This is a genomic window from Stenotrophomonas sp. 89682_Sma (assembly GCF_056481405.1).
The window spans coordinates 4,303,421-4,325,028 of record NZ_CM151147.1 but is presented as its reverse complement, the minus strand read 5'-3'; the positions used below and the strand labels follow the sequence as shown (position 1 = coordinate 4,325,028).

The 21,608-nt window shown below is 66.8% G+C and carries 18 protein-coding genes and 1 pseudogene; 13 read left to right on the top strand and 6 right to left on the bottom strand.

Features of this window, described 5'->3' with window-relative positions; translation table 11 throughout:
* Positions 1–47: 47 nt before the first annotated feature.
* The 3 genes and pseudogenes from ACZK29_RS19950 to ACZK29_RS19940 all read left to right on the top strand — a co-directional run bounded on the left by ACZK29_RS19950 (position 48) and on the right by ACZK29_RS19940 (position 3,256).
* The gene (locus tag ACZK29_RS19950) at positions 48–407 is read left to right on the top strand and encodes a hypothetical protein (protein ID WP_005419760.1); all 360 of its coding nucleotides are present in this window, start codon (positions 48–50) and stop codon (positions 405–407) included.
* 227 nt (positions 408–634) lie between these two features.
* Positions 635–2,302: pseudogene (gene aceK, locus ACZK29_RS19945) on the top strand (bifunctional isocitrate dehydrogenase kinase/phosphatase); the annotation flags it as partial.
* Between the two features lie 66 nt (positions 2,303–2,368).
* Positions 2,369–3,256, top strand: coding sequence for an energy transducer TonB (locus tag ACZK29_RS19940; RefSeq protein WP_295549283.1), 888 nt, complete (start codon positions 2,369–2,371; stop codon positions 3,254–3,256).
* A 34-nt stretch (positions 3,257–3,290) separates the two neighbouring features.
* Here ACZK29_RS19940 and ACZK29_RS19935 read toward each other — a convergent pair whose 3' ends face one another.
* The 3 genes from ACZK29_RS19935 to trxA form a co-directional block, all read right to left on the bottom strand.
* Positions 3,291–4,865: a sensor domain-containing diguanylate cyclase gene (locus ACZK29_RS19935; protein WP_164146990.1), complete on the bottom strand. Its 1,575-nt coding sequence runs from the start codon at positions 4,863–4,865 to the stop codon at positions 3,291–3,293.
* 209 nt (positions 4,866–5,074) lie between these two features.
* Entirely contained in the window at positions 5,075–6,820 is a 1,746-nt protein-coding gene (rho, locus tag ACZK29_RS19930) for a transcription termination factor Rho (protein WP_005414668.1), read from the bottom strand.
* 228 nt (positions 6,821–7,048) lie between these two features.
* Complete coding sequence (gene trxA, locus ACZK29_RS19925) at positions 7,049–7,378, bottom strand: thioredoxin (RefSeq protein ID WP_005411275.1); 330 nt, start codon at positions 7,376–7,378, stop codon at positions 7,049–7,051.
* A 511-nt stretch (positions 7,379–7,889) separates the two neighbouring features.
* On the opposite strand from trxA, the gene rhlB reads away from it, so the two are divergent.
* The 8 genes from rhlB (at position 7,890) to ACZK29_RS19885 (ending at position 14,999) form a co-directional block, all read left to right on the top strand.
* Positions 7,890–9,614: an ATP-dependent RNA helicase RhlB gene (gene rhlB / locus ACZK29_RS19920; RefSeq protein ID WP_478446393.1), complete on the top strand. Its 1,725-nt coding sequence runs from the start codon at positions 7,890–7,892 to the stop codon at positions 9,612–9,614.
* 144 nt (positions 9,615–9,758) lie between these two features.
* Positions 9,759–10,445 (top strand): cell division ATP-binding protein FtsE, encoded by a 687-nt coding sequence (ftsE, locus tag ACZK29_RS19915; protein ID WP_111203667.1) that lies wholly within the window; start codon positions 9,759–9,761, stop codon positions 10,443–10,445.
* A gap of 3 nt (positions 10,446–10,448) precedes the next feature.
* Positions 10,449–11,396 (top strand): permease-like cell division protein FtsX, encoded by a 948-nt coding sequence (ftsX, locus tag ACZK29_RS19910; RefSeq protein WP_099555248.1) that lies wholly within the window; start codon positions 10,449–10,451, stop codon positions 11,394–11,396.
* A gap of 7 nt (positions 11,397–11,403) precedes the next feature.
* Entirely contained in the window at positions 11,404–12,246 is an 843-nt protein-coding gene (locus ACZK29_RS19905) for a response regulator (RefSeq protein WP_106551188.1), read from the top strand.
* A gap of 9 nt (positions 12,247–12,255) precedes the next feature.
* Entirely contained in the window at positions 12,256–12,969 is a 714-nt protein-coding gene (ung, locus tag ACZK29_RS19900; RefSeq protein WP_111203668.1) for a uracil-DNA glycosylase, read from the top strand.
* A 278-nt stretch (positions 12,970–13,247) separates the two neighbouring features.
* Entirely contained in the window at positions 13,248–14,123 is an 876-nt protein-coding gene (gene rpoH / locus ACZK29_RS19895) for an RNA polymerase sigma factor RpoH (RefSeq protein ID WP_049428989.1), read from the top strand.
* A gap of 176 nt (positions 14,124–14,299) precedes the next feature.
* On the top strand, positions 14,300–14,683 hold the full coding sequence (locus ACZK29_RS19890) for a type II toxin-antitoxin system RelE/ParE family toxin (protein WP_049429009.1): 384 nt from the start codon (positions 14,300–14,302) through the stop codon (positions 14,681–14,683).
* Positions 14,667–14,999, top strand: coding sequence for a helix-turn-helix domain-containing protein (locus ACZK29_RS19885; RefSeq protein ID WP_100443706.1), 333 nt, complete (start codon positions 14,667–14,669; stop codon positions 14,997–14,999). Before ACZK29_RS19890 ends, ACZK29_RS19885 begins: the two co-directional genes overlap by 17 nt.
* Positions 15,000–15,158: 159 nt before the next feature.
* Here ACZK29_RS19885 and purD read toward each other — a convergent pair whose 3' ends face one another.
* From purD to purH, 3 genes are read right to left on the bottom strand one after another with little or no spacing between them, the layout of a single operon-like run.
* Positions 15,159–16,442, bottom strand: coding sequence for a phosphoribosylamine--glycine ligase (purD, locus tag ACZK29_RS19880; protein ID WP_111203669.1), 1,284 nt, complete (start codon positions 16,440–16,442; stop codon positions 15,159–15,161).
* A 58-nt stretch (positions 16,443–16,500) separates the two neighbouring features.
* Positions 16,501–17,379, bottom strand: coding sequence for a hypothetical protein (locus ACZK29_RS19875; RefSeq protein WP_459047324.1), 879 nt, complete (start codon positions 17,377–17,379; stop codon positions 16,501–16,503).
* Between the two features lie 16 nt (positions 17,380–17,395).
* Positions 17,396–18,979: a bifunctional phosphoribosylaminoimidazolecarboxamide formyltransferase/IMP cyclohydrolase gene (gene purH, locus ACZK29_RS19870; protein WP_099473486.1), complete on the bottom strand. Its 1,584-nt coding sequence runs from the start codon at positions 18,977–18,979 to the stop codon at positions 17,396–17,398.
* Positions 18,980–19,202: 223 nt separating this feature from the next.
* On the opposite strand from purH, the gene ACZK29_RS19865 reads away from it, so the two are divergent.
* Positions 19,203–19,820: a CDP-alcohol phosphatidyltransferase family protein gene (locus ACZK29_RS19865; protein ID WP_111203671.1), complete on the top strand. Its 618-nt coding sequence runs from the start codon at positions 19,203–19,205 to the stop codon at positions 19,818–19,820.
* A gap of 34 nt (positions 19,821–19,854) precedes the next feature.
* Positions 19,855–21,606 (top strand): bifunctional alpha/beta hydrolase/class I SAM-dependent methyltransferase, encoded by a 1,752-nt coding sequence (locus ACZK29_RS19860; RefSeq protein WP_111203672.1) that lies wholly within the window; start codon positions 19,855–19,857, stop codon positions 21,604–21,606.
* The last annotated feature ends 2 nt before the right edge of the window (positions 21,607–21,608 follow it).

The following is a 21,608-nucleotide window of genomic DNA, read 5'->3' as shown; positions in this document are numbered from 1 at the left end:
CCGCAGGGGAACGAGGGGCTCGAACCAACATCGACAAGGGGTGCGACGTGGCTGGATTGAATGAATCGTTGAACGCACTGATGGGCATCGACGGCGCGCAGGCAGTGGCGCTGGTCGACTACGAAAGCGGCATGTTGCTGGGCGAGGCCGGTGCCGGCATGGACATGGAAGTGGCCGCCGCCGGCAACACCGAAGTGATCCGCGCCAAGATGAAGACTGCCGCATCGCTGAATCTCAACGACAGCATCGAGGACATCCTGATCTCGCTGGGCAAGGCGTACCACATCATGCGCCCGGTGGCGAAGAAGAAGGGCTTGTTCTTCTACATCGTGCTGGACCGTACCAAGTCCAACCTGGCGCTGGCCCGGCGCAAGGTGCAGGACGTGGAGGCCGAACTGGCGATCTGAGCCATTGGCTTCGGTAGAGTCGAGCCCGCCCGACTGCTCTTTGCAACTGTAGAGCCGAGCCATGCTCGGCTGCTTCTGCCTGGATCAGCCGAGCATGGCTCGACTCTACACAAGCCACCCCACGCCAGCGTATGGTGAAGCCGGTCCCACCGGGTGAGCCCTGCATGTCCGAGCCTCACATTGCTGCCGAGCTGGCACCGCGCATCGCGGTGGCCATCCGCGATGGCTTCGAGGATTACCACGCTCGATTCGCAGGCGTGACCGCCCGTGCGCGGCAGCGCTTCGAGCAGCGCGACTGGGCCGGTGCCCGGCAGGATGCGGTCGAGCGCATTGCGCTGTACGACCTGTGCGTGGCCGAGCAGATGGATGCACTGCGCCGCCTTGCCGGCGAGGCGATCGGCGAACGCGTGCTCTGGCTGCAGGTGCATGCGCAGTACAGCGCGCTGCTGCAGGGGCTGATCGACGCCGAGCTGTACAAGACCTTCTACAACACGTTGTCGCGGCGCATGTTCGCCACCCGCGGCGTGGATCCGGCGCTGGAGTTCATCGCATTCGACGTGGAGCCCTCCGATGCCATCACCCATCCGGTCGCGCGCCACACCTACGCGGTCTCGCCGACGCGGCCGGTGGAGGCGCTGCAGCGGGTGCTGGCCGACTACCGCTTCGACATTCCATACGTACATCAGCTGCGCTGTGCGGCAGCCATAGCGGTGCGCCTGCAGGATGACCTTGCCCATTGGGGCGATACACCGGTGCGCAGCATCGAGCTGCTCGACACCGTGTTCTATCGTGAGCGCCGCGCCTATCTGGTCGGCCGCGTGTTCGGCGAGCATCGGTTTTCGCCGTGCGTGATCGCGCTGGTCAACGACGATCGTGGCCTGCGCGCCGATGCGGTGCTGACCCGGCGCCGGGACGTGGCCCACCTGTTCGGCGTATCGCGCAGCTATTTCCAGGCCAACCTGGCCACGGTCGGCGATGCGGTGGTGTTCCTGCGCAGTCTGCTGCCGGGCAAGCCCATTGATGAGATCTATACCGTGCTGGGCCGCGCCAAGCAGGGCAAGACCGAGCGCTACCGCACCTTCTTCCGCCACTTCAACGAGCATCCGCAGGAGCGGCTGGTGCATGCCGAAGGCACGCCGGGCATGGTCATGACGGTGTTCACCCTGCCCAGCTATCCACTGGTGTTCAAGTTGATCCGCGACCGTTTCGCATGGCCCAAGGCGATGTCGCGGCAGCAGGTGGAAGAGAAGTACGCGCTGGTGTTCAACCTCGATCGCGTCGGCCGCCTGCTTGACGCACAGCCCTATCGCCACCTGCGCTTCCCGCGCGACCGCTTCGCTCCTGCACTGCTGGACGAACTGCTGCAGCAGTGTGCACAGAGCGTGCGCGTCGATGGCGACGAGGTGGAGATCGCACTGTGCTACGTGCAGCGCCGTTTCCGTCCATTGAACCTGTACCTGCGCGAGCAGGGCGGAGAGGCGGTACGTGCAGCGGTGCTCGACTACGCGCAGGCGATCACCGACATGGCACGCAACAACATCTTCCCCGGTGACATGCTGCCGAAGAACTTCGGTGTGTCGCGGCACGGCCGGGCCGTGTTCTACGACTACGACGAACTGTGCCTGGTCAGCGACTGCGTGTTCCGCGCCTGGCCGCAGCCGCGCACACCGGAGGAAGCACTGGCTGACGAACCCTGGTTCCATGTGGGGCCGCGAGATGTGTTCCCCGAACGCTTCGGCCCGTTCATGGGCCTGCCGGCGGTTGAACTGGCCGCGGTCCGCGAGCACTACCGGCATCTGTTCGATCCGGCGTGGTGGCAGGGCCTGCAGGAGCGCTTTGCCCGCGGTGACTATCCGGATACACCGCCCTATGCTGGCGCGCACCGGTTGGCGTAGCCAGGCCGGACTGTCCCGGATGTGAAGACTGCGCTACGCTCGGCACTCATCACCAAGGATCCGGCAATGATGCGTCGCCCCCTGTTCCTCGCTCTCGCGTTGGCCGTCGGTGCCGGCGCTCCCCTGCTTGCTGGCGATGCCAGCGCACAGACCACGCGCGCGGTGCGTGCCACCGCGGAGATGAGCATGGTGCTCTCTGGCCATATCGAGGTCACGCCCGAGGGCGCGGTCAGTTCACTGGTACTGGACCAGAAGTCGATGCTGTCTCCGAGCATCGCGTCCTTCGTGGAGGGCACCATCGGTGGCTGGCGCTTCGAACCCACCCTGCGCGATGGCAAGGCGGTGGCGGCACGTGCGCCATTGCGGGTGCGCCTGCGCGGCAAGGCCATGGCCGATGGTGGCTACGAAGTCAGCATGACCAGCGTCAATTTCAGCGAGTACGATGAGAAGGCCACCGATTCGGTGACCCAAGGGCGCATGACTCCCCCGCGCTATCCGGAAGAGGTCTATCGGAGCGGTGGGCAGGGTGAAGTGCTGCTGGTGGTCAGGATCGCGCGTGACGGCACGGTGGCCGATGTCGTCGCCGAGCAGGTGAACATGACCGTGGTCGGACGCGAGCGCACCCTTGCCAAGATGCGCGAGATCCTGGCCAGGGCCGCCGTCAGCAGTGCCCGCAAGTGGACGTTCAAGCCACCGACCACCGGCGAAGCCAGCACCCGCGACAGCTGGACGGTACGCATACCGGTGAATTTCGGCCTGAACGATGATCCCAATGGAGCGGAGCGCTATGGCCGCTGGCGTGCCTTCATTCCGGGCCCGCGGCAGGCCGTGCCGTGGCGGAAGGCAGATGCGATCGAGCAGGCCGGCAGCGACCTGCTGCCCGAGGGCGGCATCTACATGGTGGACGGCGCCAAGCGCGGCCTGCGCCTGCTGACCCCGCTGGAGCAGGGCTGACGATCACCGTGGAGCCGGCCAGCCCGGCTCCGCGTCAATCGGCGTAGGGGTAGACCACCACCCGGTTGCGGCCCTGTTCCTTGGCCAGGTACAGCGCCTTGTCGGCCAGCCGCAGGGCCTGCTCGGCGTCGATGTGGAAGCTTGGGAAATGGGCCACGCCCAGCGAAACGGTGATGGTGCCGACCGGTGCAAACGGCTGGTCGGCAATCTGCTGGCGCAGACGCTCGCCAGCCTGTCGCGCTGACTCGGCGCTGATGCCCGGCAACAGCAGCAGGAACTCCTCGCCTCCGGCGCGGCAGAGGATGTCGCTGTCGCGCGAGTAGCGGCGCATCTGGTCGGCGATATGGACGATGGCGGCGTCGCCGACATCATGGCCATGGTTGTCGTTGATCGATTTGAAGCGATCGATGTCCAGTGCCAGGATCGCGAACGGGATGCCCTGTATCTGCAGGGCATCCAGCGCCTGCTGCAGGCCACGGCGGTTGAGCAGGCCGGTCAGTGGATCGGTGCGGCTGGCGCGGTTGAGCGTGCCGATGCGGTCCTGCAGCGCATTGAAGCTGTGCAGTACCGCCTGCTTCAGCTGGGCGACCTCGAAGTACCACGCGCGGATGCCGCTGACGTGGTTGATCGCGTTGCCGGTGTCTTCGCCACCCTGCACGTTGCGTGCGAGCTGCCACAGCGGCATCGAGATGCGACGGGCGAACCACCAGGTGATCAGCAGCGACAGCAGGCCCAGCGGAATCGCGTTCCAGATCACTGCGGTCATCAACCGCGACAGCGGCTGCAGCGTGGCCTCGGTCGGGCGCTGGGCGATGATGCCCCAGCCGGTGGCCGCCACCGGCGCGTAGCCGGCCAGCATCGACACGCCCAGGTTGTTACGCACCTGCTGCGCGCCGCGCTCGCCACGCACCACGGCCTTCACCGCGGGGTTGCCGACCACGTAGTCGCCCACCCGTTTGCCATCGGCGTGGTACAGCAGGCGACCATGACGGTCGACCACGTACAGGTAGGAACCATCACGGTAGTAGTGCTTGCCCAGAAGCGTGTGCAGCGCGCTGCGCTGGCGCAGGTACAGGGTGCCGCTGACGTAGCCGCGATAGCGGCCCTGGCGGTCGAAGATCGGGTGTGACAGCGAAACCAGCAGCTTGCCGGTGGCCGACTGGTACGGGTCGCTGATCATCGGCTGGCGCGCGGCCAGTGCGGCGTTGTTGCCGACGCTGTGCAGCACTTCGCCCTGCAGCTGCAGGGTCTGCGGCGAGGTGGCGATCACCAGGCCGTCGGCATCCACCACCAGCGAAGAGTTGAAGCTGTTGGTCTGCAGCTGCAGGCGGCTGGCTTCGTCCTGGGCCTGCGCCGGATCGAGATTGCCCTGGCCGAGCCGGGTGGCGGCGTAGGCCAGTTCCTGCTGGGCAGCCAGCAGGAAGTTCTGGGTGGTCTCGGCCAGCTTGGTGGCGTAGACGCGGTTGGCTTCCAGGGTATTGCCGACCAGCTGGTCGCGCTGCACCCGGTAGCTGGCCAGCAGGGTGTTGGCCAGCGCGATGATGGCACTGAGCAGGGCCAGGGCGAGGATCAGCTTGCCCAGGTTGAGGCGGGGAGACAGCGTTCGCATGCGTCGACGGATCCGGCAGGAGGCTGGACCCGACCGGTTCTCCGGAAGGGGCGACAGCGGGAATCGGTGGCCACGCCCTCGGGGCCGGGCAGGGCATCGGGCGGATTATCGCCAAAACCGGGCGGCGGTGAAGTGAAGTGGGTCGCCCTGCAGGCAAAAAAAAACCTGCCGCAGCGAGCGGCAGGTTCTTTTCGATGCAATGCCGTGGATCAGCGCTTCATCGAACCGAAGAACTCGTCGTTGGACTTGGTGTTCTTCATCTTGTCGAGCAGGAATTCCATCGCCGCCATTTCATCCATCGGATGCAGCAGCTTGCGCAGGATCCAGATCTTCTGCAGCAGTTCCGGCTCGATCAGCAGGTCTTCGCGGCGGGTGCCCGAACGGTTGATGTCGATGGCCGGGAACACACGCTTTTCAGCGATACGACGGCTCAGGTGCACTTCGCTGTTGCCGGTGCCCTTGAACTCTTCGTAGATCACTTCGTCCATCTTCGAGCCGGTGTCGACCAGCGCGGTGGCGATGATGGTCAGGCTGCCGCCTTCTTCCACGTTGCGCGCGGCACCGAAGAAGCGCTTCGGGCGGTGCAGGGCGTTGGCGTCCACACCACCGGTCAGCACCTTGCCCGAGCTCGGCACCACGTTGTTGTAGGCGCGGGCCAGGCGGGTGATCGAGTCCAGCAGGATCACCACGTCCTTCTTGTGCTCGACCAGGCGCTTGGCGCGCTCGATGACCATTTCGGCCACCTGCACGTGGCGCGCGGCCGGCTCGTCGAAGGTCGAGCTGATGACCTCGCCGCGCACGGTGCGCTGCATTTCGGTCACTTCTTCCGGGCGCTCGTCGATCAGCAGCACGATCAGGTGCACGTCCGGATGGTTGGTGGTGATGGCGGTGGCGACCTGCTGCATCATCATCGTCTTGCCCGCCTTCGGCTGGGACACGATGAGCGAGCGCTGGCCCTTGCCCTGCGGTGCCATCAGGTCGAGGATGCGGCCGGTGATGTCTTCCGACGAACCGTTGCCACGCTCCAGGGTGAAGCGGCGGCGCGGGAACAGTGCGGTCAGGTTCTCGAACAGCACCTTGTTCTTCGATGCTTCGATCGGCTCACCGTTGATCGTGTCGACGATGTTCAGCGCGAAGTAGCGTTCGCCGTCCTTCGGGAAGCGGATGCGGCCGGAGATGTGGTCGCCGGTGCGCAGGTTGAAGCGGCGGATCTGGCTGGGCGAGATGTAGGTGTCGTCCGGGCCGGCCAGGTAGCTGGCCTCGGCCGCGCGCAGGAAGCCGAAGCCGTCCGGCAGGATTTCCAGCACGCCGTCGGCGGCGACGCCGTCACCATGGCGGGTCAGCACCTTCAGCAGGGCGAAGATCACGTCCTGCTTGCGGGCGCGGGCCACGCCTTCGGAGATCTGCAGCTGCTCGGCGATTTCCAGCAGCTTCTGTGCCGGCATGCGCTTGAGGTCGCTCAGCGAATAGACCGGGAAGCCTTCCGGTACGTTCGCATGCGGGCGCGGCACGAAGGGCTGCTGCTCGCCGCCGTCATTGGGCATGCCGTCGTCGCGGAAGCGGTTGTTGTTGCGGTCACGGTCGCGGCGGTTGCGGAAGCGGTCACGGCGGTTGCCCTGGCCTTGCCCCTGGCCCTGCTGGCCGTTCTGGTTGTACGGGTTCTGGCCCTGGTTCTGGCCACCCCCCTGGTGGTTCTGCTGCCGCGGCTGGCCGGATTCGCGACCCTCACCACCTTCGCCACCGCCACTGCTGGCAGGGGCCTCGGCGGCGGGCGCGCTCGGTGCGGGGGCGGGGGCCGGTGCCTCGGGCGCGGCGGCCAGCGGCAGGGTCGGCTGCGCCGGAGCGGCGCTGGTTTCGGCGGCTGCCGGGGCGGCGGCCTTGCTCACGCGGGGCTTGCGCACGCGCTTTTCGGCGGGCGCATCGGCGCTGCCGGTTTCGGAAGTGTTATCGGACAAGAGCGTTATTCCTCGCTTGAAGGTGCGAGCGCCCGGCTGGGGCGGCGAACGTTGGGAATGGGTCTGGAAGAAACTGCGTCCAGAGGGTGCGGCACGCGAACGCGGCCGGATGTGCCGACACTATCATCGGCCTGCGGCGCCGTGCAAGGGCTGCCGGGAACAGCATTCATCATGGACGCGGGGCGCCCGCCGGCAGCCGCGGGTGGCGGCTGCCGGAAAACAGCAGGATCAGGCCAGGGCCTTGTCCAGCAGGCCGGCCAGCTGGGCCTTGCCCACCGCACCGATCTGCTCGCCGACCTTCTCGCCGTCCTTGAACACGACCAGGTACGGGATCGAACGCACGTGGTACTTGGCGGCCAGCGCACGGTTGTGGTCGACGTTGACCTTGGCGATCTTGGCGCGGCCCTGGTAGGCGTCGGCCAGTTCGTCCAGCGCCGGGGCGATCATCTTGCACGGGCCACACCATTCGGCCCAGAAATCGACCAGCACCGGTTCCTTGGAATTCAGCACTGCGCTATCAAAGTCGGCGTCGCCGACATGTACAACCTTGTCGCTCATCTTGGTTTCTCGTCTTGGATTGCACCCGGCCATGCCGGAGGTGGGTGAACTGGGCCATGCCCGGTGGCGCGACCCTCGTCGTTGCCTCGCGGCGCACTGCCGCGGTGCGTTCGGCGGGATGCCTGGACGCTCACGGCCGGCAGTGTACCCCTATCGCAGGGCGGGGACAGGCGCCGGCTGGAACCCAGCGTATCGTGATCGCTTCGAAGCTCGGTATGTGTCGGATTTCACTGTCTTCCCGAAGATGGGGGTGGCAGCGGGCTATACCAGCGGGCGCGGCGGGGGCGTTCAAGTCCCGTGTGGCTGGGTGAAGGTTTGCCGTCTCTCTGGTTGGTGAGACAGGGCATTCCGGTTTGCCGGCCCGAGTGCGTTAAACTGGGCCATTGTGCGGCGCACGGACCGGGTGGTCCCAGCCTGCCAACCCGCCGCAGGGGCCGCAGTTTGCGACGGTGCCCCTAGACGATGAAGTGCCAGCCGCCCCACGGGCCGGCGGCCATACCAAGACGGACTCATGAGCGACAAACCGCTGACCGATTTGACCTTTTCCTCCTTCGAGCTGCATCCGGCCCTGCAGGCCGGCCTTGAAGGAGCCGGATTCACCCGCTGCACCCCGATCCAGGCGCTGACCCTGCCGGTCGCGCTGCCCGGCGGTGATGTTGCCGGCCAGGCCCAGACCGGCACCGGCAAGACCCTGGCCTTCCTGGTCGCTGTCGTGAACCGACTGCTGACGCGTCCGGCGCTGGCCGACCGCAAGCCGGAAGATCCGCGCGCGCTGATCCTCGCCCCGACCCGCGAACTGGCCATCCAGATCCACAAGGATGCGGTGAAGTTCGGTTCCGACCTGGGCCTGCGCTTCGCGTTGGTCTATGGCGGCGTGGATTACGACAAGCAGCGCGAACTGCTGCGGCAGGGTGTGGACGTGATCATCGCCACCCCGGGCCGCCTGATCGATTACGTCAAGCAGCACAAGGTGGTCTCGCTGCACGCCTGCGAGATCTGCGTGCTGGACGAAGCTGACCGCATGTTCGACCTGGGCTTCATCAAGGACATCCGCTTCCTGCTGCGCCGCATGCCGGAGCGCACCACCCGCCAGACCCTGCTGTTCAGTGCCACCCTCAGCCATCGCGTGCTGGAGCTGGCCTACGAGCACATGAACGAGCCGCAGAAGCTGGTGGTCGAGGCCGAGACGGTGACCGCCGCGCGCGTGCGCCAGAAGCTGTACTTCCCGGCCGACGAAGAGAAGATCCCGCTGCTGCTGGGCCTGCTGTCGCGCAGCGAAGGCGCGCGCACCATGGTCTTCGTCAACACCAAGGTGTTCGTTGAGCGTGTGGCGCGTTCGCTGGAAAAGGCCGGCTACCGCGTGGGCGTGCTGTCCGGCGACGTGCCGCAGAAGAAGCGTGAGAGCCTGCTCAACCGCTTCCAGAAGGGCCAGCTGGAAATCCTGGTGGCCACCGACGTGGCTGCGCGCGGCCTGCATATCGATGGCATCAAGTACGTCTACAACTACGACCTGCCGTTCGATGCCGAAGACTACGTGCACCGCATCGGTCGTACCGCGCGCCTGGGGGAAGAGGGCGACGCGATCAGCTTCGCCTGCGAGCGCTACGCCATGGGCCTGCCGGACATCGAGGCCTATATCGAGCAGAAGATTCCGTCCGAGCCGGTCACCAAGGAACTGCTGACGCCGCTGCCGCGCCCGGAACGCCCGGCACCGGCTGCAGGCGAGGAAGGCGAGGACAACGAAAGCGTCGGCCAGATCTTCCGCGAAGCGCGCGAAGCCCGTGCCGCCGAGGAAGAGCGTCGGGGTGGCGGCCGTAGTGGCGGCCGTTCCGGCGGCGGTGGTGGCCGTGGTGGCCGTGACGGTGAGCGCAGCGGCGAACGCCGTTCGCGTGGCCCGCGCAAGCCACGCGTGGAAGGCGAGCAGGGCGCTGCCGCCCCGGCCGCCGGCGTCGAAGGTGCCACCGCCCAGGCTCCGCGTCCGCCGCGCCCGCCGCGTGCCGAAGGCGCACCGGAAGGTGCGGTGGACGGCGAGCACAAGCCGCGCAAGCGTCGTCGTCGTCGCCACGGCCGTCCGGTCGAGGGTGCCGAGGGCGTGCAGGCCAATACCGGCAACGGCGCCAGCCCGGTCACCCCGGTGCAGGTGGTGGCCAAGCCGGTGCGCACGGCCGCTGATAGCGGCGATTCGTTCCTGACCCGCATCGGCCGCAAGATCCGCCGGATGCTGTCGGGCAACTGATCGGTACTGCCGATCAGCGGGTAGCACCCGACCGTTGGTCGGGTGGCTTTGAAAGGTGTGCCGACCAACGGTCGGCACCCACCAGGCGGGGCCGGTGGCACCCACCATCTCCACGACGTCGCGCCGGTCCTGCATAATCGGGGCATGAGTGTCCTGCGCTTCGACAATGTCAGCAAACAGTACGCCGGTGGCCACGAGGCGCTGATCGATGTCAGCTTCGAGGTCGCGCCGGGCGAAATGCTGTTCGTCACCGGCCATTCCGGTGCGGGCAAGAGCACCCTGCTCAAGTTGATCCACCTGGACGAGCGGCCCAGCCGCGGCGCGGTGGTGTTCGACGAGCGCAACCTGCTGAAGGTGCGCGGCGGCGACATCCCACGCCATCGGCGTGCGGTCGGCGCGGTCTACCAGGACCACCGCCTGCTGATGGACCGTTCCATCGCCGAGAACGTGGCGCTGCCACTGATCCTGCGCGGCACCCGTCGTGGCGACATCGGCAAGCGCGTGCGTTCGGTGCTGGAGCGGATGGGCCTGGGCCATCGCGAGAAGGCGCTGCCTTCGCAGCTGTCGGCCGGCGAGCAGCAGCGCGTCGGCATCGCCCGCGCCATCGTCGGTGAACCCAAGCTGCTGGTGGCCGATGAGCCGACCGGCAACCTCGACCCGACCCTGGCGGCGGAGATCATGGCCTTGTTCGCCGAGCTGCCGTCGCGTGGCACCAGCGTGCTGGTGGTCAGCCACGACCTGCCGCTGCTGCGCCGCATGCGCAAGCGCGTGCTGATCCTCGACCACGGCCGGCTGGTGGATGACATCTCGCCGCAGGACCTGGCGGAGTAACCCATGGCGAAGAACGAAAACAGCGAAGCCGCCGCCCCCTCGCGCGTGGGCGTCTGGTTCCAGCACCACGCGCACAGCGTGGTGTTCAGCCTCGGCCGCGCCTTCCGCAAGCCGTGGGCGACCCTGCTGACGGTGATGGTCATGGCGCTGGCGCTGGCCCTGCCGCTGGGCCTGTCGATCGCGCTGGACAACCTCAAGCAGTTCGCCGGCAGCGTGCAGCAGTCGCGCGACATCAACGTGTTCCTGAAGGGCAATGTCGATGGCCCCGGCGCGCTGCGCCTGGCCGGCCAGCTGCGTGACCGCGACGACGTGGCCGAAGTGAACGTGCGCACGCCCGAGCAGGGCCTGCAGGAACTGCGCGATGCCGGCCTCGGCGAGGCGATCGACGCACTCAATGACAACCCGCTGCCCTCGCTGCTGGTGATCACCCCCGGCCAGGGCAAGGACGACGCACGCCTGGCACGCGCGCTGGAGAGCCTGCCCGAGGCCGACCTGGTGCAGCACGATGCACTGTGGCGCCAGCGCCTGGATGCCTGGCTGGCGTTCGGTGCGCGGCTGGTGCAGGTGCTGTCGGTGCTGCTCGGCGTCGGTGCCGCGCTGGTGGTCGGCAACACCGTGCGCCTGGACATCCAGGCCCGCCGCGAAGAGATCGGCGTGCTGCAGCTGCTCGGTGCCAGTGACGGCTTCATCCGCCGCCCGTTCCTGTACCTGGGCGCGTGGTACGGCCTGGGTGCCGGTGCGGTGGCGCTGGCCCTGATCGGCGCTGCCGGTGCCGCGCTGCGCGTGCCGCTGGCTGAACTTTCCCGCAGCTATGGCAGCCCGTTCGTGCTGCACGGGCTGGACCTGCTGCATGGCGGCCTGGTCCTGCTCGGCACACTGCTGCTGGGCTGGCTGGGCGCGTGGCTGGTGACCGGCCACTTCCTGCGCCAGACGCGCCCGACCGACACCTGAGACCGGCATGCAACCGCAAGCGCTGAAGCACCTGGAAGGGCCCGCGACGCGGGTGATGGTGGTCGATGGCTCGAAGCTGGTGCGCAAGCTGATCGCCGATGTCCTGAAGCGCGACCTGCCCGGCGTGGAGGTGATCGGCTGCGACAGCATCGAGGACGCGCAGCAGGCGCTGGCGCAGGGTCCGGTGGACCTGGTGACCACCTCGCTGACCCTGCGCGATGGCGACGGCCTGGCACTGGCGCGGATGGTGCGCGAAGCCGCGGGGCAGGCCTATGTGCCGGTGATCGTGGTGTCCGGCGATGCACAGCAGCACCTGGAGCAGCGCCGTTTCACCGAGTACGTCACCGACTACTTCGACAAATCGCTGGGCCACGAGGCGCTGGCGACCTTCATCCGCGGCTATGTGCAGCCGCAGACCATTCCCGGCGCGACCATCCTCTACATCGAGGACAGCCGCGTGGTGGCCGAGGCCACCAAGCGCATGCTCGAACGCCAGCAGTTGAACGTGCTGCACGTGGTCAGCGCCGAAGAGGCGTTCACCCTGCTCACCGCCGAGTCGCTGGGCCGCAGCCGCCACCGCATCGACCTGGTGCTGACCGACGTCACCCTGAAGGGCGAACTGAGCGGCCGCGACGTGGTGCAGCGCGTGCGCGTGGACTTCGGCTACGGCAAGCGCCGCCTGCCGGTGCTGGTGATGACCGGCGACGGCAACCCGCACAACCAGACCGGGCTGCTGCAGTCCGGTGCCAACGACCTGGTGCTCAAGCCGATCGAAGAACGGCTGCTGGTCACCAAGGTGCTGTTCCAGCTGCGGCTGGCCCGGTTGAACGATGGACCCCTGATTCGATGAAGTGGCGCAATGATTGATGAAGTAGCGGACACCCCGACGATCCAGCTGGAACCGAGCTGGAAGCAGCATGTCGGCGATTACCTGTTGCAGCCGCAGATGCGCGAGCTGTCCAGCTTCCTGCGCCAGCGCAAGGCCGGTGGCGCGGCGGTGTTCCCGCCCGGCCCGCAGATCTTCGCCGCGTTCGATGCCACGCCGTTCGAGCAGGTGAAGGTGGTGATCCTCGGCCAGGACCCGTACCACGGTCGCGGCCAGGCGCATGGCCTGAGTTTCTCGGTGGCACCGGGCGTACCCGTGCCGCCGTCGCTGCTGAACATCTACAAGGAGATCGAGAGCGATCTCGGTCTCCCGCGCCCGGACCACGGTTGCCTGATTCCGTGGGCACAACGTGGCGTGCTGCTGCTCAATGCCGTGCTGACCGTGGAAGAGGGCAAGGCCGGCGCCCACCAGGGCCGTGGCTGGGAGGGCTTCACCGACCACGTGGTGGACGTGCTCAACCGCGAACGCGAAGGCCTGGTGTTCATGCTCTGGGGTGCCTATGCGCAGCAGAAGGGCAAGGTCATCGATACCCGTCGCCATCGCGTGCTGAAGTCGCCGCACCCGTCGCCGTTGTCGGCACACCGTGGCTTCCTGGGTTGCCGGCATTTCTCGATGGCCAACGAGTACCTGCAGCGCCGCGGCCAGGCCCCGATCGACTGGTCGCTGCCGCCGCGTTCGGCACTCTGAGCGCCGGTGCCGGTCCGGGGCTGAACACCGGGCAACGTTTCCGGCCCTGAATGGGCCTTCGGGATGGCCTGTTCAGCTCCGCTTGACCGGATTCGGCCGGTTTCCGGTGGGTAATTACTTGAATTTCAAGGGATTGTGAATCCCGAAAAGCGTGCTCGCCACTGTCATGAAATCGCGCTACGGTAGGGCTCTGTTTGGGACCAGTGTTGCATCAATAGGATGCTGGAACTTTTTCCTCCTTTAGCAGTCCAAATCCCGGACTGCTAAGATGGGTGCCTATGAGCCAGAACACCTCTACTGCCCTTGTGGCAAACAATCTCCCGATTCCCAGTGCGCTCGGTTCGCTGGACGCCTACATCGGTGCCGTGCACCAGATCCCGGTGCTGTCGGTCGATGACGAACAGGACCTGGCCCGTCGCTTCCGCGACGGCAACGATCTGGACGCCGCCCGCGAGCTGGTGCATTCGCACCTGCGCTTCGTGGTGCACGTGGCCCGCGGCTACAACGGCTACGGCCTTGCCCTGGGTGACCTGATCCAGGAAGGCAACATCGGCCTGATGAAGGCGGTCAAGCGCTTCGACCCCGAAATGGGCGTACGCCTGGTGTCCTTCGCCGTGCACTGGATCCGTGCCGAGATGCACGAGTTCATCCTGAAGAACTGGCGCATCGTGAAGGTCGCCACCACCAAGGCGCAGCGCAAGCTGTTCTTCAACCTGCGCAAGTCGAAGACGCGCCTGGGCTGGATGAACGCGGCTGAGGTCAGCGCGGTGGCCAAGGACCTGAACGTGTCCGAGCGCGAGGTCATGGAAATGGAGTCGCGCCTGTCCGGTCGCGATATCGGTTTCGATGCGCCGACCGACGAGGACAACGAACACGCGCCGCCGTCGCCGGCCGCGTTCCTGGTCGCCAATGACGAAGATCCGTCGATGGCGTACGAGCGTGCGGACAGCGAAGACAACCAGATGCAGTTGCTGCGCGAAGGCCTGGCCGAGCTGGATGCCCGTTCGCGCGACATCATCCGCCGCCGCTGGCTGGATGCCGACAGCAAGGTGACGCTGCAGGAGCTGGCCGACGAGTACGGCGTGTCGGCCGAGCGCATCCGCCAGGTTGAAGCGAACGCGCTGAAGAAGATGAAGGCGCTGTTCACCGCGTAAGGCGCGGGTGGCGTTGAAGCAATGAAAAGGCCCGGCACTGCCGGGCCTTTTTCATTTGTGGGGCTTAGCCACGCATGACGTGGCTCTACTCTGACGCCAGGGCGATGATTGCGCCGACCGGGTCATGTGCTGGGTGCTGATGTTCACGCCGTACCACGCAGTGGCACGGTATGATCATGCCACGCATCTTCCGCACACGAAGTTTCAATCGCAGCATGCGCAGGACCACCCTGTCCGACGCTGCGCTGTACCGGTCGGTACGTGAAATGGAAGCGGGTCTGGTGGATGCTGATCTTGGCGGCGGAATCTTCAAGAAGCGCGTTGCGTTGCCGGGGCGAGGAAAGCGTGGGAGCGTTCGAATCATCGTCGCCACGCAGCGAGGCGGGCATTGGTTCTTCCTTTTCGGCTACGAGAAGAATGAACGTACTGCGATCACGAATGCGGAACGGGATGCGCTGCAGTTGTACGCATCGGAGTTCCTGAAAATGAGTACGGCGCAGCTGAATCGTGCCGTGGAATACGGGGATCTACAGGAGATCGGCCATGACGAAGCCCCCTGAGCGACGGCGCGCGAAAAGTGCGCTTCTTGAAGCAGTGCATGATGCGGCTGTGAGTCTGCACGCGCATGGCTTCATTGATAAACGTCGGTTGAGCAGCTACGAAGCGCTTTGCCTTGAGCCGGTCCCTGAATACAGCAGTGCCCAGATCCGTGCCCTGCGTACGTCATTGCAGCTCAGTCAGCCGGTATTTGCGGGAGTTCTCAATACCAGCGTTTCCACCGTACGCAGCTGGGAGCAGGGCGAAAAGAAGCCCAGCGGACCGTCACTGAAGTTGCTTAACCTGATTGAACGGAAGGGCCTCGAAGCAGTTCTGTAAAGCAAAGGCCCGGCGATGCCGGGCCTTTGCTTTACCGTGGTATTCATTCCACGCATGGCGTGGATCTACCGCGAGCCTCGCATGATCGACGCCATGCATGGATGCGGCAAGATCAGGTAGATCCACGCCATGCGTGGATGCCCCGATCCCGCGTGGGCCTCACCCCTCGCGTGCGATCGCGCGCCAACCGATGTCGTTGCGGTGGAACTCGTTGGCCCACGTCACCTTGGCTACGCCGGCGTAGGCATTGGCCTGCGCGTCGCGCACGCTGTCACCCAGTGCCGCCACGCACAGCACGCGGCCGCCGGCGCTGAGCACCTGGCCCTGTACATCCAATGCCGTACCGGCGTGGAATACCTTGGCAGTGGCCGGCACTTCATCCAGGCCGGAAATCACGTCACCGGTGATCGGCGCTTCCGGGTACGGCTTCGCGGCCAGCACCACGCCCAGCGACGGCCGCGGATCCCATTGTGCGTCGATCTGGTCCAGGCGGCCGTCGATGGCCGCTTCCACCAGGTCCACCAGGTCCGACTGCAGGCGCAGCATCACCGGCTGGGTTTCCGGGTCACCAAAGCGCACGTTGAATTCGATCACCTTCGGCGCGCCGCTGGCGTCGATCATCAGGCCGGCATAGAGGAAGCCGGTGAACGGGATGCCATCGGCGATCATGCCCTGCACGGTCGGGTTCACCACCTCGCGCATCACGCGGGCATGCACTTCCGGCGTGACCACCGGGGCCGGCGAGTATGCGCCCATGCCGCCGGTGTTCGGGCCGGTGTCGCCATCGCCGACGCGCTTGTGGTCCTGAGAGGTGGCCATCGGCAGCGCGTGCACGCCGTCCACCATCGAAATGAAGCTGGCTTCCTCGCCATCGAGGAACTCTTCGATCACCACGCGCGCACCGGCGTCGCCGAAGGCGTTGCCCGACAGCATGTCACGCACGGCGTCCTCGGCTTCGGCCAGGGTCATCGCCACGATCACGCCCTTGCCGGCGGCCAGACCATCGGCCTTGACCACGATCGGTGCGCCCTTCTCGCGCACATAGGCCAGCGCGGCATCCACCTCGGTGTGCACGGCGTAGAACGCGGTGGGGATGTTGTGGCGGGCCAGGAAGTCCTTGGCGTAGGCCTTGCTGCCTTCCAGCTGCGCGGCGGCGGCGGTCGGCCCGAAGATGCGCAGGCCGGCGGCGCGGAAGCGGTCGACCACGCCGGCCACCAGCGGTACTTCCGGGCCGACCACGGTCAGCGCCACGCCTTCGGCCTGGGCCAGCGCCAGCAGGCCGTCGATGTCGGTCACTTTCACCGCCACGTTGCGGCACTTGTCTTCGCTGGCGGTGCCGGCGTTGCCGGGCGCCACGATCACTTCGGTGACACGGGAGGACTGGGCCAGCTTCCATGCCAGGGCGTGTTCGCGGCCGCCAGAGCCGATGACAAGTACGTTCATCACGAGATTCCAGATTGCGTGGGAAGGGAAGATCGATATCCCCGGCGGCGGGCGTGTCTCACTCGCAGCCTTCGCGTCGCAGCGATTCGGGGAAGGAATAGGCCCAGGTCTTCGGGTCCAGGGTAAAGCGGTGTTCCTGCCGGACCTGCTTGCCGCCACAGGTGGTGCCGGTTTCCTCGATCAGCAGCGGCCAGATGCGCGCGCTGCGATCGCTGTCGTCGAAACGCAGTGCGAAATCGATGCTGAAGCGGCGGGTGCGGCAGTCTTCGGCGGTGTCCGGGTCGCTGCCGGGACCCAGGTTGTCGCACTCGTACTGGGCGTCATTGTCGATATGGCTGCGGACGCTGCCACTGGCCACCAGGCCGTTCGGGCCTGGCAGGATCAGCGACTGCGAGAGCAGCGAGAAGCCCTGCCCGAACCAGCCGTCCTCGACGCGGAAGCCATGGAAGTCGCTACCGGCGCGGATGACGCTGACCGTGCCGGGCTGGCCGCCGCTGCCGAAGCGTTCGCCGGTCAGTTCGCTGGTCACGTCGAAGCCATCGCCCTTCGGACGCAGCACGAAGAAGTCGATCGTGCCTGCGTCGATGTGCGCGCCTTCGGACAAAGCACCGCAGACCGCCAGCAACTGCTGCCAGCTGTCACCGCTCACCACCGGTTGCTCGGCGCAGACGTGCCAGTCCATCGGGCGGGTTTCGCCGTCGTCGTTCCAGCTGCCGTGCCATTCACCGGAGAGCCTGGCGTTCTTGCCGTAGCGCTGGACCAGGAAGGCCTGCAGTCGTGCGGTGCGGCTCACGTGCGCCGTCGGCTCGGCAGGGGCCGACGTGGCGGCCTGTGGCGACGACGCAGGCACTGGGGCGGCCGCAGGCTTGCAGCCGGCCAGCACGGCCGCGCCCGCGAGGGCGAGCATGGCCAGCGATTTCAGTGAGACTGCGGACATCCGTGTCGCTCCAGTATCAGTGGCGGAAGTGGCGCACGCCGGTGAACACCATGGCCAGGCCATGTTCGTCGGCGGCGGCGATCACTTCGGCATCGCGCATCGAACCGCCCGGCTGGATCACCGCCTTGATGCCGGCGGCAGCAGCGGCGTCGATGCCGTCGCGGAACGGGAAGAACGCATCGGAGGCCATCACCGAACCCTCGACCACCAGGTTGGCATCGGCGGCCTTGATGCCGGCGATGCGGGCCGAGTACACGCGGCTCATCTGCCCGGCGCCGACACCGATGGTGCGGTTGTCCTTGGCGTAGACGATTGCGTTGGACTTCACGAACTTGGCCACCTTCCAGGCGAACAGCAGGTCGGTGAACTGCTTGTCGGTCGGTGCCAGCTTGCTGACCACCTTCAGTTCGTCGCGGGTCATGCCGCGGTTGTCCGAGGACTGCAGCAGCAGGCCCGAGCCGACGCGCTTGCTGTCGAAGTTGTTCAGGCCATCACCATGCGGGATGCGCAGCACGCGCACGTTGGCCTTCTTCTGCGCGTATTCCAGCGCGGCCGGCTCGTAGTCCGGGGCGATCAGCACTTCCACGAACTGGCGGTCCAGGATCACCTTGGCGGTGGCCGCGTCCAGTGGCTTGTTGAAGGCGATGATGCCGCCGAAGGCGCTGGTCGGGTCGGTGGCGTAGGCCAGCTCGTAGGCATCGCCATTGCCGGCACCGACGGCCACGCCGCACGGGTTGGCATGCTTGACGATGACGCAGGCCGGCGCATCGAACTGGCGCACGCATTCCCACGCCGCATCGGCATCGGCCAGGTTGTTGTAGCTCAGTTCCTTGCCCTGCAGCTGCTGGAAGGTAGCCAGGGTGCCCGGCACCGGGTACAGGTCGCGGTAGAACGCGCCGCTCTGGTGCGGGTTCTCGCCGTAGCGCAGGTCCATCACCTTCACGAAGGTGGAATTCATCTGCGCCGGGTACTCGGCGCGGGCCGGCACGGCGGCGTCGGTAGCGGTCACCGCCGACAGGTAGTTGCTGATCGCCGCATCGTACTGGGCAACGCGGTTGAACGCGGCCACCGAGAACGCGAAGCGGGTGGCAGCCGACAGCTGGCCGTCGTTGGCGTCCAGCGAGGCGAGCAGCTCGGCGTACTGGGACGGATCGGTGGCCACTGCCACGCGGGCGAAGTTCTTGGCTGCCGAACGCAGCATGGCCGGGCCGCCGATGTCGATGTTCTCGACCGCGTCGGCCAGGGTGCAGTCGGCCTTGGCGGTGACCGATTCGAACGGGTACAGGTTCAGCACCAGTAGGTCGATGGCACCGATGCCGTGCTCGGCCATCACTGCGTCATCCAGGCCGGAGCGGCCCAGCAGGCCACCGTGCACCATCGGGTGCAGGGTCTTGACCCGGCCGTCCATCATTTCCGGGAAACCGGTGACGTCAGCCACGTCCTTCACGGCCAGGCCCGCATCGCGGATCGCCTTGGCGGTGCCGCCGGTGGACAGCAGCTCCACGCCGCGTGCCGCCAGCGCAGTGGCCAGCTCGACCAGGCCGGTCTTGTCGGAAACGGAGAGGAGGGCCCGGCGGACGGGCAACAGATCAGCAGTCATGGGACAGAATCGGCAGCGGAGCGGGGCCGATATTGTAGGCGGTGGGGGCCGGTGGCGGGTGCCGGAAGGGGTAATTTGCCGCAGCAATCGGCCCAGGACCGGGTTGGGCACATTGATCCGGCCCGATCAGGGGGCTGGGCCGCAGACCGGAGCCGGGTTGTCGGAATCAGCCGACGATGGGGTAGGCTGTGCCCGCACTGCCAAGGATCAGCGGGTACGGATCATGTCGATCTATGCATTGAAAGGACGATTCCAGGACCTGTTGCGTCCGGCCGTACGTGGGCTGTACCGCGTGGGGATCACTGCCAATACGGTGACCGTGGCCGCTGCCGTGGTCTCGCTGCTGGTGGCCGCGGCCGTGTGGTGCTGCGCGCCTGCCCAGCCCCTGCTGTACCTGCTGCTGCCGTTGTGGATGCTGCTGCGCATGGCGCTCAACGCCGTGGACGGCATGCTGGCGCGCGAATTCGGACAGCAATCGCGGTTGGGCGCCTATCTGAACGAATTGTGCGATGTGATCGCCGATGCGGCGCTGTACCTGAGCCTGCTCAGCGTACCCGGCGTGCGCCCGGAGGCGCTGTGGCTGCTGGCCTGGACCGCGGCACTGAGCGAATACGCCGGCGTGCTGGGGCTGATGGTCGGGGCCAGCCGCCGTTATGACGGCCCGATGGGCAAGAGCGACCGTGCTTTCGTGATCGGTGTGCTGGGCCTGCTGCTGGCGTTTGAGTGGGTTGGCGCGATGACGGTCACTGGCGTGGCCGCGGCCATGGCGGTGCTGTGCGTGCTGACGATGATCAACCGCGTCCGTCGCGGACTGCGGGAAACGGCGGTTTCGCCGAATTAATCAAGCAGATACAAGAAGACAATCAGGAGATTGCATGCGTCAGGCGCAGGAACGGGAATTCCACAGCTTCGACCAGGTACCGCTGTTCTACCGGTACTGGGCGGGCACCACCGCAGCACCGGCCACCAAGGCCATCGTGCTGCTGCATCGCGGCCATGAACATTCCGGCCGGGTCACTCATCTTGTCGATGAGCTGGACCTGCCCGGCACCGCCTTCTTCGCCTGGGATGCACGCGGCAATGGCCGGTCGCCGGGCGCGCGTGGCGATGCACCGGGCTTCCCGGCGCTGGTGCGCGACCTGGACAGCTTCATCGCCCACATCGGCGCCGAGCATGGCATCGCGGTGGAAGACATCGTGGTGATCGCGCAGAGCGTGGGGGCGGTGGTCGCCGCGACCTGGGTGCACGACTACGCCCCACGCCTGCGCGCGCTGGTGATGGCTTCGCCGGCGTTCAAGGTGAAGCTGTACGTGCCGTTCGCACGCGCTGGGTTGGCGCTGATGCAGAAGCTGCGCGGCAATTTCTTCGTCAACAGCTACGTCAAGCCGCAGTGGCTGACCCACGATCCGGCGCGGGTGGAAAGCTACCGCACCGACCCGCTGATCACCCGACCGATCTCGGTGCGCGTGCTGCTGGGCCTGTACGAAGCGGCCGATCGTATCGTGGCCGACGCGCAGGCGATCAGCGTGCCGGTGCAGCTGCTGGTGTCCGGCTCGGATTTCGTCGTGCACCGTGGCCCGCAGGACCGCTTCTACGAGCGCCTGTCCAGCCCGGTCAAGGAGCGCGTGCACCTGCCGGGCTTCTTCCACGACACGCTGGGCGAGCGTGATCGCGCACCGGCACTGGCGCGCATCCGCAGCTTCATCCAGGCGCGCTTCGCCGAACCCCTGCGTGAGTTGTCGCGTCGTGACGCACATCGGCACGGGCCGACCTTCGAGGAATCGGAGATCCTGGCCTGGCCGCCGGAACGCAACAGCCTCGCTGACCTGCGCTGGCGCGTGGTGCGTGGCGGCCTGCGTTTGGGCGGCACGTTGTCCGAAGGCATCGCGCTGGGCCTGCAGACCGGTTTCGATTCCGGCAGCACGCTCGACTACATCTATCGCGACCAAGCGCGCGGCAAAGGCCCGCTCGGCCGCATGGTCGACCGCAATTATCTGGACGCGATCGGCTGGCGCGGCATCCGTATCCGCGGCCAGCACCTGCAGGAACTGCTGCGCGACGCTGCCCAGCGCCTGCGCGGGCAGGGCACGCCGGTGCGCGTGCTGGACGTGGCCGCCGGCCATGGCCGGTATGTGCTGGAAGCACTGGGCCAGGGCGAACAGCGCGCCGACCGCATCGTGCTGCGTGATTTCAGCGATCTGAACGTGACCCAGGGCCAGGCCTTGATCGAGCGCCTCGGTGCGGCCGACATCGCACGCTTCGAGCAGGGCGATGCGTTCGATCCGGCGCAACTGGCGGCGGTGGACCCGGCGCCGACACTGGCGGTGGTGTCGGGCCTGTACGAACTGTTCCCCGACAACGATGCCGTGCTGCGCTCGCTGCAGGGTATTGCCGCAACGGTGCCGGTGGGAGGCTACCTGGCCTACACCGGTCAGCCCTGGCACCCGCAGCTGGAATTCATCGCGCGCGCGCTGACCAGTCACCGCGGTGGCGCAGCGTGGGTGATGCGCCGCCGTACCCAGCAGGAGATGGATGAGCTGGTGCGCCTGTCCGGGTTCGAGAAGGTGGCGCAGCGCATCGACGACTTCGGCATCTTCACCGTGTCGCTGGCACGCCGGACCGCGTGATG

Coding starts and splice junctions, on each gene's coding strand:
- ACZK29_RS19940 (WP_295549283.1), top strand. CDS start 2,369: ATGATGCGTCGCCCCCTGTTCCTCGCTCTCGCGTTGGCCGTCGGTGCC.
- ACZK29_RS19935 (WP_164146990.1), bottom strand. CDS start 4,865: ATGCGAACGCTGTCTCCCCGCCTCAACCTGGGCAAGCTGATCCTCGCC.
- trxA (WP_005411275.1), bottom strand. CDS start 7,378: ATGAGCGACAAGGTTGTACATGTCGGCGACGCCGACTTTGATAGCGCA.
- rhlB (WP_478446393.1), top strand. CDS start 7,890: ATGAGCGACAAACCGCTGACCGATTTGACCTTTTCCTCCTTCGAGCTG.
- ftsE (WP_111203667.1), top strand. CDS start 9,759: ATGAGTGTCCTGCGCTTCGACAATGTCAGCAAACAGTACGCCGGTGGC.
- ftsX (WP_099555248.1), top strand. CDS start 10,449: ATGGCGAAGAACGAAAACAGCGAAGCCGCCGCCCCCTCGCGCGTGGGC.
- ACZK29_RS19905 (WP_106551188.1), top strand. CDS start 11,404: ATGCAACCGCAAGCGCTGAAGCACCTGGAAGGGCCCGCGACGCGGGTG.
- ung (WP_111203668.1), top strand. CDS start 12,256: ATGATTGATGAAGTAGCGGACACCCCGACGATCCAGCTGGAACCGAGC.
- rpoH (WP_049428989.1), top strand. CDS start 13,248: ATGAGCCAGAACACCTCTACTGCCCTTGTGGCAAACAATCTCCCGATT.
- ACZK29_RS19890 (WP_049429009.1), top strand. CDS start 14,300: ATGCCACGCATCTTCCGCACACGAAGTTTCAATCGCAGCATGCGCAGG.
- ACZK29_RS19885 (WP_100443706.1), top strand. CDS start 14,667: ATGACGAAGCCCCCTGAGCGACGGCGCGCGAAAAGTGCGCTTCTTGAA.
- purD (WP_111203669.1), bottom strand. CDS start 16,442: ATGAACGTACTTGTCATCGGCTCTGGCGGCCGCGAACACGCCCTGGCA.
- ACZK29_RS19875 (WP_459047324.1), bottom strand. CDS start 17,379: ATGTCCGCAGTCTCACTGAAATCGCTGGCCATGCTCGCCCTCGCGGGC.
- purH (WP_099473486.1), bottom strand. CDS start 18,979: ATGACTGCTGATCTGTTGCCCGTCCGCCGGGCCCTCCTCTCCGTTTCC.
- ACZK29_RS19865 (WP_111203671.1), top strand. CDS start 19,203: ATGTCGATCTATGCATTGAAAGGACGATTCCAGGACCTGTTGCGTCCG.
- ACZK29_RS19860 (WP_111203672.1), top strand. CDS start 19,855: ATGCGTCAGGCGCAGGAACGGGAATTCCACAGCTTCGACCAGGTACCG.